This is a genomic window from Pseudomonas sp. FG43 (assembly GCF_057809175.1).
In genome coordinates this window covers 294,113-302,905 of the sequence record NZ_JBMDJL010000005.1, presented here as the reverse complement: position 1 = coordinate 302,905, position 8,793 = coordinate 294,113, and the positions used below count along the sequence as shown (strand labels likewise).

General features: G+C 57.3%; 9 protein-coding genes. 7 read left to right on the top strand and 2 right to left on the bottom strand.

Translation table 11 applies throughout. The features are described from left to right. Positions 1-275: 275 nt before the first annotated feature. Genes ACODS3_RS08875 through ACODS3_RS08860 form a run of 4 tightly spaced genes read left to right on the top strand, consistent with a single transcriptional unit; the run spans position 276 to position 3,120 of the window. Positions 276-1,241 carry a sulfonate ABC transporter substrate-binding protein gene (locus ACODS3_RS08875; protein WP_025262385.1) on the top strand — a complete coding sequence of 322 codons (966 nt, stop codon included), beginning with the start codon at positions 276-278 and terminating at the stop codon, positions 1,239-1,241. 28 nt (positions 1,242-1,269) lie between these two features. Next, positions 1,270-2,067: an aliphatic sulfonate ABC transporter permease SsuC gene (gene ssuC, locus ACODS3_RS08870; protein WP_122321055.1), complete on the top strand. Its 798-nt coding sequence runs from the start codon at positions 1,270-1,272 to the stop codon at positions 2,065-2,067. Next, complete coding sequence (gene ssuB, locus ACODS3_RS08865; protein WP_122321057.1) at positions 2,064-2,876, top strand: aliphatic sulfonates ABC transporter ATP-binding protein; 813 nt, start codon at positions 2,064-2,066, stop codon at positions 2,874-2,876. Before ssuC ends, ssuB begins: the two co-directional genes overlap by 4 nt. Before the next feature lie 28 nt (positions 2,877-2,904). Then, a complete protein-coding gene (locus tag ACODS3_RS08860; RefSeq protein WP_025262382.1) occupies positions 2,905-3,120 on the top strand; it encodes a TOBE domain-containing protein in 216 nt (71 codons plus the stop codon). A 57-nt stretch (positions 3,121-3,177) separates the two neighbouring features. On the opposite strand, the gene ACODS3_RS08855 is transcribed toward ACODS3_RS08860, so the two are convergent. Further along, positions 3,178-3,816 (bottom strand): TetR/AcrR family transcriptional regulator, encoded by a 639-nt coding sequence (locus ACODS3_RS08855; RefSeq protein ID WP_489033992.1) that lies wholly within the window; start codon positions 3,814-3,816, stop codon positions 3,178-3,180. Between the two features lie 178 nt (positions 3,817-3,994). Further along, positions 3,995-5,371: a glutamine synthetase family protein gene (locus tag ACODS3_RS08850; RefSeq protein ID WP_201007239.1), complete on the bottom strand. Its 1,377-nt coding sequence runs from the start codon at positions 5,369-5,371 to the stop codon at positions 3,995-3,997. Between the two features lie 71 nt (positions 5,372-5,442). Between ACODS3_RS08850 and ACODS3_RS08845 the strand changes: the two genes are divergently transcribed. The 3 genes from ACODS3_RS08845 (at position 5,443) to ACODS3_RS08835 (ending at position 8,763) form a co-directional block, all read left to right on the top strand. After that, the gene (locus ACODS3_RS08845; RefSeq protein ID WP_201020669.1) at positions 5,443-5,946 is read left to right on the top strand and encodes a hypothetical protein; all 504 of its coding nucleotides are present in this window, start codon (positions 5,443-5,445) and stop codon (positions 5,944-5,946) included. 34 nt (positions 5,947-5,980) lie between these two features. After that, a complete protein-coding gene (locus tag ACODS3_RS08840) occupies positions 5,981-7,339 on the top strand; it encodes a glutamine synthetase family protein (protein WP_095068673.1) in 1,359 nt (452 codons plus the stop codon). Between the two features lie 65 nt (positions 7,340-7,404). Further along, on the top strand, positions 7,405-8,763 hold the full coding sequence (locus tag ACODS3_RS08835) for an aspartate aminotransferase family protein (protein WP_489033991.1): 1,359 nt from the start codon (positions 7,405-7,407) through the stop codon (positions 8,761-8,763). Positions 8,764-8,793: the final 30 nt, after the last annotated feature.

The window sequence follows — 8,793 nt, the reverse complement described above, 5'->3', positions numbered from 1 at the left end:
CCGACATCACTACAGGGTTTGTCGCCCGCTTCCCCAACAAGGACCTGTTCGAGCAATACCTGCAATTCCTGCACTCGGTCCTGCCACCCACGGCCGAGTTCATGGAAAAAGATTGGGAGTGGTGAAGGAATCGGCGAGTGAAGTACCTAATATTCGTTTTGGGAATAACCAAATGAATAAATGAGATTTATGGATATAAAAAACTACTGTTAATGTCACTCCATTACGGCGGTTTTCGCCTCATGAACATTCAATACCCAGCAAAGGAGCGCCCCATGCGCACTCTCATCTTGCGTCGAGGCCTGGCCGCTCTGTTTGCCGCAGCAGTCGCTTTGGGGGCCATTACCCAAGCCCAGGCTGAAGACCTTCGTATCGGTTATCAGAAATACGGCACCCTGGTGGTGCTCAAGGCCAAAGGCTCCCTCGAGAAGCGTCTGGCCGAGCAAGGCGTGAAAGTGCAGTGGACCGAATTTCCGGGCGGCCCTCAGTTGCTGGAAGGATTGAATGTCGGCTCCATCGATTTTGGCGTGACGGGCGAGACGCCTCCGGTCTTCGCGCAGGCTGCCGGCGCGGACCTGCTTTACGTTGCCTATGAGCCGCCAGCGCCTACCAGCGAGGCGATTCTGGTGCCCAAGGATTCACCGATCACTTCGGTCAAAGACCTCAAAGGCAAGAAAGTCGCCCTTAACAAGGGTTCCAACGTTCACTACCTGCTGGTGCGTGCGCTGGAAGACGCTGGCCTGAAATACACCGATATCCAGACCGTATTCCTGCCGCCTGCCGATGCGCGTGCCGCTTTCGAGCGTGGCAGTGTCGATGCCTGGGTCATCTGGGACCCTTACCAGGCCGCAGCCGAACAGCAATTGCAGGCACGTACGCTGAGGAACGGTACCGGTATCGCTGATAACCATCAGTTCTATCTGGCCACCAAGCCTTACGCGCAAAAGAACCCGAAAGTGATCCAGGCCCTTGTCGAAGAAGTTCGAGCAGTGGGCGAATGGTCTCAGGCTCACCCTGAGGAAGTGACCAAACAGGTTGCGCCGTTGTTGGGCCTGCCGGCTGACATCACTCTGACTTCGGTGAAACGCCAAGGCTACGGCGCGCTGTTTATCACGCCTCAGGTCGTCGACGCCCAGCAGAAAATCGCTGACACCTTCTACCAGCTCAAGCTGATTCCCAAACCACTGCGTATTGCTGATGTGATCTGGACACCTCCCGCTGCTGTAGCGAAAGCACAGTGATTGGCAGGCCCTTCGAGGAGACAACTCCATGAGCCTTAGTGCTTTGCAACGAACCATTCACAGACTGGCGCCTTGGGCACTTCCAGTCTTGCTGTTGGCGATCTGGCAACTGTCGGTCAGCGCTGGCTGGCTGTCTACACGCATTCTGCCCGCGCCAAGTGCGGTGATCGAGGCGGGCGTCAATCTGATTGCCAGTGGTGAAATCTGGACTCACCTGGCTATCAGCGGCTGGCGTGCCGGTATCGGTTTCGCCATCGGCGGCGGTATCGGTCTGATCCTGGGTTTCATCACCGGCCTCACCAAATGGGGTGAGCGCTTGCTGGACAGCTCGGTACAGATGATCCGTAACGTGCCGCACCTGGCGCTGATTCCACTGGTCATCCTGTGGTTCGGTATCGATGAGACCGCGAAGATTTTCCTGGTAGCGCTGGGCACCTTGTTCCCTATCTACCTGAATACGTACCACGGTATTCGCAACATCGACCCTGCGCTGGTGGAAATGTCCCGCAGTTATGGCCTGTCGGGCTTCAGCCTGTTCCGTCATGTGATTCTGCCGGGCGCCATGCCTTCGATCCTTGTAGGTGTGCGCTTTGCTCTGGGCTTCATGTGGTTGACGCTGATCGTGGCCGAAACCATCTCGGCCAGTTCCGGTATCGGTTATCTGGCCATGAATGCCCGTGAATTCCTGCAAACCGACGTCGTGGTACTGGCCATCGTGTTGTATGCCGTACTTGGCAAACTGGCCGATCTGGCGGCGCGTGGTCTGGAGCGTGTGTGCCTGCGCTGGCATCCGGCCTATCAAGTAAGCAAAGGCGGTGCAGCATGACAAGTCTGAAACAACAACCTCCGCATTTGCTGCGTGGCATCCCGCTGGCGATTCAGGACCTGAAGAAAGCTTTCGGTTCCCGTGTCGTACTCAAGGACATTGACCTGCATATCCCGGCCGGTCAGTTCGTGGCCGTGGTCGGTCGCAGTGGCTGCGGCAAAAGTACCCTGCTGCGCCTGCTGGCTGGTCTGGACAAGCCTACCGAGGGTCAGTTGCTGGCAGGTTCCGGTGCGTTGGCCGATGCCCGCGAAGACACCCGCCTGATGTTCCAGGAAGCGCGTTTGCTGCCCTGGAAAAAGATCATCGATAACGTCGGCCTTGGCCTGAGCGGTGACTGGCGTCCACAAGCGCTTGAAGCGCTGGAGGCAGTGGGCCTGGCCGAGCGCGCCGATGAATGGCCTGCTGCTTTATCCGGCGGTCAGAAGCAGCGCGTTGCTCTGGCGCGGGCGTTGATCCACAAGCCACGTCTGCTGTTGCTTGATGAGCCGCTGGGCGCGCTGGATGCCTTGACCCGTATCGAGATGCAGCAACTGATCGAAAACCTGTGGCGCAAGCATGGCTTCACTGTGCTGCTGGTGACCCATGATGTCAGCGAGGCAGTCGCCATTGCCGACCGCGTGATCCTTATCGAAGAAGGCCGCATTGGGCTGGACCTTCTGGTCGACCTGCCACGTCCTCGCGCTCGTGGCTCGCATCGCCTTGCTGCGCTGGAAACCGAAGTGCTCAACCGCGTGCTTTCCCTTCCGGGATCGCCGCCGGAACCCGAACCCGTTTCACCGTTGCCCACGCAATTGCGTTGGGCCAATTAACCCCGATCCCACAAAAGGAAGGCATACCATGACTATCAAAGCGATTAACGTGCGCAACCAGTTCAAAGGCACCATCAAGGAAATCGTCCAGGGTGACGTGCTGTCTGAAATCGACGTACAGACCGCTTCCGGTATCGTGACTTCGGTCATCACCACCCGCTCTGTAAAAGAGCTGGAGCTGGCCGTGGGCAGCGAAGTGATTGCATTCGTGAAGTCCACCGAGGTGTCGATCGCCAAGCTGTGATCTTCAGTGACACCCAGCCCCGGACGGTGCAGACCCTCCGGGGTTTTTACGTCCTGATCAAAGAGGCTGAGGCCTTTTTGGCAGGAATGGCGGCAGGTACAGCCCCAGATAGGTGTCGAACACCCGCATGCCTTCTTCGGCCATGCGTGGCGTGATCTGGTCGTGCAGTTGTATCGAGCGGGCGTAGACACGGTCGCCCAGTTCCATCGCCAGGGCGAATACATCCACATCGTCCGGCAGTGCCGGTATCGGGAAATGGCGGTTGAACACTTCAAGCATCAGGTGACCCAGTTCGATGTCGTGCTGGCGGTCGGCCTGATTGATTTCGGTCAGGCCATGCTGGGCAAGGATCAACTGGCGTGCGGCGGCATCGGCGTTATAGATGTTGAGCATGCGCAATTCCACCTGGCGTGACAGATCGCGCCAGTCCTTGAGCTGGTCATGATCGATAGGCGCCTGCAACGATGCCCGGAAGGCTGCATGGATATCGGCGGTCAGGGCCTCAAGCAATGTCGGGACGCTGGCAAAGAAGTGGTAGACAGAAGAGGGCGGTATCTCCGCGCGCTCGGCCACGCTGTAGATCGACAGGCTGGCCACTCCTTCGGTAGCGAGCAAGGTGCGTGCAGCATCGAGAATCGAATCGATTCGTGCCTGGCTGCGTGCTCGGGGTTTGCGAAGGGCGACGGTGCGGGTCATGGGGTGCTCTCGGGGGGGCGGCGGGGCTGCGGCATTGTACAGTGGCGTCTCTTTTAAGGTCTTCGCGAATAAATTCGCTCCAACAGTGAAAACCCCTGTTGGAGCGAATTTATTCGCGAAGAAAAACAAAAACGCCGCATGACCCTAAGGCTTGCGGCGCTTTGTGCAGCGGTCTGGATCAGACCGTATGCAGGTACCAGTTGTACTCAAGATCGGAGATGGAGTGCTCGAACTCCTCCAGCTCGCTCTCTTTGCAGGCCACGAAGATATCGATGTATTTCGGATCGATGTACTTGGCCATGACTTCGCTGTCGTCCAGCTCGCGCAGTGCGTCGCGCAGGTTGTTCGGCAGGCTTTGCTCGTGCTGCTCGTAGGAGTTGCCTTCCACCGGAGCGCCCGGCTCGATTTTGTTGGTCAGGCCGTGATGCACGCCTGCCAGCACCGAAGCCATCAACAGATACGGGTTGGCATCGGCACCGGCAACGCGGTGTTCGATACGCACGGCATCGGCCGAACCGGTTGGCACGCGCAGCGCAACGGTACGGTTGTCCAGGCCCCAGGTCGGGGAGTTGGGTACATAGAACTGGGCACCGAACCGGCGATACGAGTTGACGTTCGGGCAAAGAAACGCCATTTGTGCCGGTAGGGTCTCGAGCACACCGCCGATCGCATGACGTAATGCGGCGTTCTGCTCGGGATCCTCGCTGGTGAAGATGTTCTTGCCATCACGATCCAGGATCGAGATGTGGACGTGCAGACCATTGCCCGCCTGACCCGGATAGGGCTTGGCCATGAAGGTCGTGTCCATTTCGTGGTCGTAGGCGATGTTTTTGATCAGGCGCTTGAGTAGAACCGCGTAATCGCATGCCTTGATCGCATCGGCGACGTGATGCAGGTTCACTTCAAACTGGGCCGGGGCGCTTTCCTTGACGATGGCGTCGGCCGGAATGCCTTGCTCTTTTGCACCTTCCAGAATGTCCTGGAGGCAATCGACATATTCGTCCAGATCGTCGATCAGGTAGACCTGTGTCGAGTGCGGGCGTTTGCCCGAGATCGGCGAACGTGGCGGTTGTGGGCGACCATTCACGTTCTCCTGGTCGATCAGGTAGAACTCCAGCTCGAAGGCTGCGCAGATGGTCAGGCCCATTTCGTCGAATTTGGCTACTACCTGACGCAGGACTTCACGCGGGTCGGCGAAGAAGGGGTCGCCTTCGAGTTCGTGCATGGTCATCAGCAGCTGTGCCGTAGGGCGCTTCTGCCAAGGCTCGTTGCACAGGGTATCGGGGATTGGATAACAGATTCGGTCAGCATCACCGATATCCAGGCCCAGACCGGTGCTTTCCACCGTGGAGCCATTGATGTCCAGGGCAAATAAAGAGGCAGGCAGGTTGATGCCCTTCTCGTAAACCTTATGGAGGCTGGTGCGTTCTATGCGTTTGCCACGCACCACACCATTCATATCTGCAATCAGAAGGTCAACGTACAGAACCTCAGGATGTTCCTTAAGGAACGCGTTCGCTTCGTTGAGCTGAACGGCACGCGGGGGTACCGACATGATGCAACACCTTTGTTGTTAAAAATATCAATCATCGAGCATTACGGGTTTCAGTCAATCCGAAAGCCTTGATGAAGTCAATAGAGCCTTTTGTTGCCCTAAAACTGCGCCATATAGCCATTTTTGCCGCTATTTGGGGCGCGTATTCCTTGTTTCGAGCAGTGCTGAGTCAAGATCAGGAAGGCCCGTATTCTATTTTTATCGGGGCGTTGTATAAAAAAATGAACAAGGCTAAGCTCGATTGCAACCCACAGAGCAATAAAACCGGGGGTTCAATGCCTTGCCTTCCCTTGATCGACTCTACACCCCGCGCAATACAGAGCGGTCATCATGCCTGCCATATCAGTATCTTTAATGGCCTGTCGTCGAATCTGACAAGACTCTGTGTGCGACCCGACAGCACTGTCATGAGTTCCAGTCATACTGGACATCTGCTCTGTGCTGCACCACCTTTCGATATCGAACATTATCACTATAGCGGCCCGATCAGCGTTACAGATGCCACCTTACCGCTTATTCGTGCCTGCCGAAACGAGTTGTACAACGTGACGCCGATGCGTCGGAAAAACGCCTGATTGCGATCAGGACACGACAACCCCTGAGGTATTTATGAGTACCAACCTCGACCAGCTCACCGATTGGTTGAAAGAACACAAGATCACCGAAGTCGAATGCATGATGTCCGACCTCACCGGGATCACCCGTGGCAAGATCTCGCCGACCAACAAGTTCATTGCCGAAAAAGGCATGCGCCTGCCTGAAAGCGTGCTGCTGCAGACGGTAACTGGCGACTACGTAGAAGACGACATCTACTACGAGCTGCTGGACCCGGCAGATATCGACATGATCTGTCGCCCGGACCAGAACGCGGTGTATCTGGTGCCCTGGGCCATCGAGCCTACTGCGCAGGTCATTCACGACACCTACGACAAGCAAGGCAATCCCATCGAGCTGTCGCCGCGCAATGTCCTGAAAAAAGTCCTCAAGCTTTATGCCGATCAAGGCTGGCAGCCCATTGTTGCGCCGGAGATGGAGTTTTACCTGACCAAGCGCAGCGATGACCCTGATTATCCGTTGCAGCCGCCTGTCGGGCGCTCGGGGCGCCCTGAAACCGGGCGGCAGTCGTTCTCTATAGAAGCCGCCAACGAATTCGACCCGCTATTCGAAGATGTCTACGACTGGTGCGAGCTGCAGAACCTGGATCTGGACACCCTGATCCACGAAGACGGCACGGCGCAGATGGAAATCAACTTCCGTCATGGCGATGCCTTGTCGCTGGCTGACCAGATCCTGGTATTCAAGCGCACCATGCGTGAAGCCGCGCTCAAGCATGACGTGGCCGCCACCTTCATGGCCAAGCCCATGACCGGCGAGCCAGGCAGTGCGATGCACTTGCACCAGAGCATCATCGACATCAAGACCGGCAAGAACATCTTCTCCAACGACGACGGGACCATGAGCCAGTTGTTCCTGAACCACGTCGGTGGTTTGCAGAAGCTTATCCCCGAGCTGTTGCCGCTGTTTGCACCCAACGTCAACTCGTTCCGCCGCTTCCTGCCGGACACCTCTGCCCCCGTAAACGTCGAATGGGGTGAAGAGAACCGCACGGTGGGCTTGCGTGTGCCGGATGCCGTGCCGCAGAACCGTCGCGTGGAAAACCGCCTGCCGGGCGCCGATGCCAACCCTTATCTGGCGATTGCTGCGAGCCTGTTGTGCGGCTTCATCGGCATGGTTGAAGGGCTGAACCCGAGTGCGCCGGTGGTCGGGCGCGGTTACGAGCGACGCAACCTTCGTCTGCCGCTGACCATCGAGGATGCGCTGGAGCGGATGGAAAACAGCAAGACCATCGAAAAGTACCTGGGCAAGAAGTTCATCGTCGGCTACGTGGCGGTCAAGCGTGCCGAGCACGAGAACTTCAAGCGCGTGATCAGTTCGTGGGAGCGGGAGTTTCTGCTCTTCGCTGTTTAAGCCCTGCAGACGCCGCAGAACCTGCTGTGGCGTCTTGTCATCGAACCCGGACATAGGAACGCTGCATGAGTGCCAAGAACCCTCAAACCCTGGAATGGCAAGCCTTGAGCAGCGAGCACCATCTGGCACCATTCAGCGACTACAGACAGTTGAAAGATAAAGGCCCGCGCATCATCACGCGCGCCGAAGGCGTTTATCTGTGGGACAGCGAAGGCAACAGGATTCTGGACGGCATGTCCGGCCTGTGGTGCGTCGCCATCGGCTATGGACGTGAAGAGCTGGTGGAAGCTGCCAGCAAACAGATGCGCGAGCTGCCTTATTACAACCTGTTCTTCCAGACGGCCCATCCTCCGGTGCTGGAGCTGGCCAGGGCCATTTCCGAAATCACGCCTGCGGGCATGAGTCATGTGTTCTTTACCGGCTCAGGCTCCGAAGGCAACGACACCATGCTGCGCATGGTCCGCCATTACTGGGCAATCAAAGGCCAGCCCAATAAAAAAACCATCATCAGCCGGGTCAATGGCTATCACGGCTCGACCGTTGCCGGTGCCAGCCTGGGCGGCATGACCTACATGCACGAGCAGGGCGATCTGCCGATCCCGGGTGTGGTGCATATTCCCCAACCGTACTGGTTTGGTGAAGGCGGCGACATGACGCCTGACGAGTTCGGTATCTGGGCTGCCGAGCAACTGGAGAAGAAGATTCTCGAACTGGGCGTGGAAAATGTCGGGGCGTTCATTGCCGAGCCGATTCAGGGCGCGGGCGGTGTGATCGTCGCGCCGGATAGCTACTGGCCGAAGATCAAGGAAATCCTGGCCAGGTACGACATCCTGTTCGTGGCCGATGAGGTGATTTGTGGCTTCGGTCGTACAGGTGAGTGGTTCGGTAGCGATTTCTACGGCCTCAAGCCGGACATGATGACCATCGCCAAGGGCCTGACCTCGGGGTATGTGCCGATGGGCGGCCTCGTCGTACGCGATGAAATCGTCGCAGTGCTTAATGAAGGCGGCGACTTCAACCATGGTTTTACCTATTCCGGGCATCCTGTGGCGGCGGCTGTTGCGCTGGAAAACATCCGTATCCTGCGCGAAGAGAAAATCGTCGAAAGGGTTAAAGCGGAAACGGCACCATACTTGCAAAAGCGACTGCGCGAGTTGAACGATCATCCCCTGGTAGGAGAGGTTCGGGGTGTTGGTCTGCTGGGTGCAATCGAGCTGGTGAAAGACAAGACCACTCGTGAGCGTTATGCCGACAAGGGCGTTGGCATGATTTGCAGAACCTTTTGTTTCGACAATGGCCTGATCATGCGGGCCGTGGGCGATACCATGATCATTGCGCCACCGCTGGTCATCAGTCTTGCGCAAATCGATGAGTTGGTTGAAAAGGCTCGCAAGTGCCTGGATTTGACTCTGGCAGCACTGTAGGAGCGGATTTATCCGCGAAAGCTTCGCGAA

What these genes read in the sequence shown, in the direction of transcription:
- ACODS3_RS08875 (WP_025262385.1), top strand. Translation starts at nt 276, where the DNA reads ATGCGCACTCTCATCTTGCGTCGAGGCCTGGCCGCTCTGTTTGCCGCA.
- ssuC (WP_122321055.1), top strand. Translation starts at nt 1,270, where the DNA reads ATGAGCCTTAGTGCTTTGCAACGAACCATTCACAGACTGGCGCCTTGG.
- ssuB (WP_122321057.1), top strand. Translation starts at nt 2,064, where the DNA reads ATGACAAGTCTGAAACAACAACCTCCGCATTTGCTGCGTGGCATCCCG.
- ACODS3_RS08860 (WP_025262382.1), top strand. Translation starts at nt 2,905, where the DNA reads ATGACTATCAAAGCGATTAACGTGCGCAACCAGTTCAAAGGCACCATC.
- ACODS3_RS08855 (WP_489033992.1), bottom strand. Translation starts at nt 3,816, where the DNA reads ATGACCCGCACCGTCGCCCTTCGCAAACCCCGAGCACGCAGCCAGGCA.
- ACODS3_RS08850 (WP_201007239.1), bottom strand. Translation starts at nt 5,371, where the DNA reads ATGTCGGTACCCCCGCGTGCCGTTCAGCTCAACGAAGCGAACGCGTTC.
- ACODS3_RS08845 (WP_201020669.1), top strand. Translation starts at nt 5,443, where the DNA reads ATGAAGTCAATAGAGCCTTTTGTTGCCCTAAAACTGCGCCATATAGCC.
- ACODS3_RS08840 (WP_095068673.1), top strand. Translation starts at nt 5,981, where the DNA reads ATGAGTACCAACCTCGACCAGCTCACCGATTGGTTGAAAGAACACAAG.
- ACODS3_RS08835 (WP_489033991.1), top strand. Translation starts at nt 7,405, where the DNA reads ATGAGTGCCAAGAACCCTCAAACCCTGGAATGGCAAGCCTTGAGCAGC.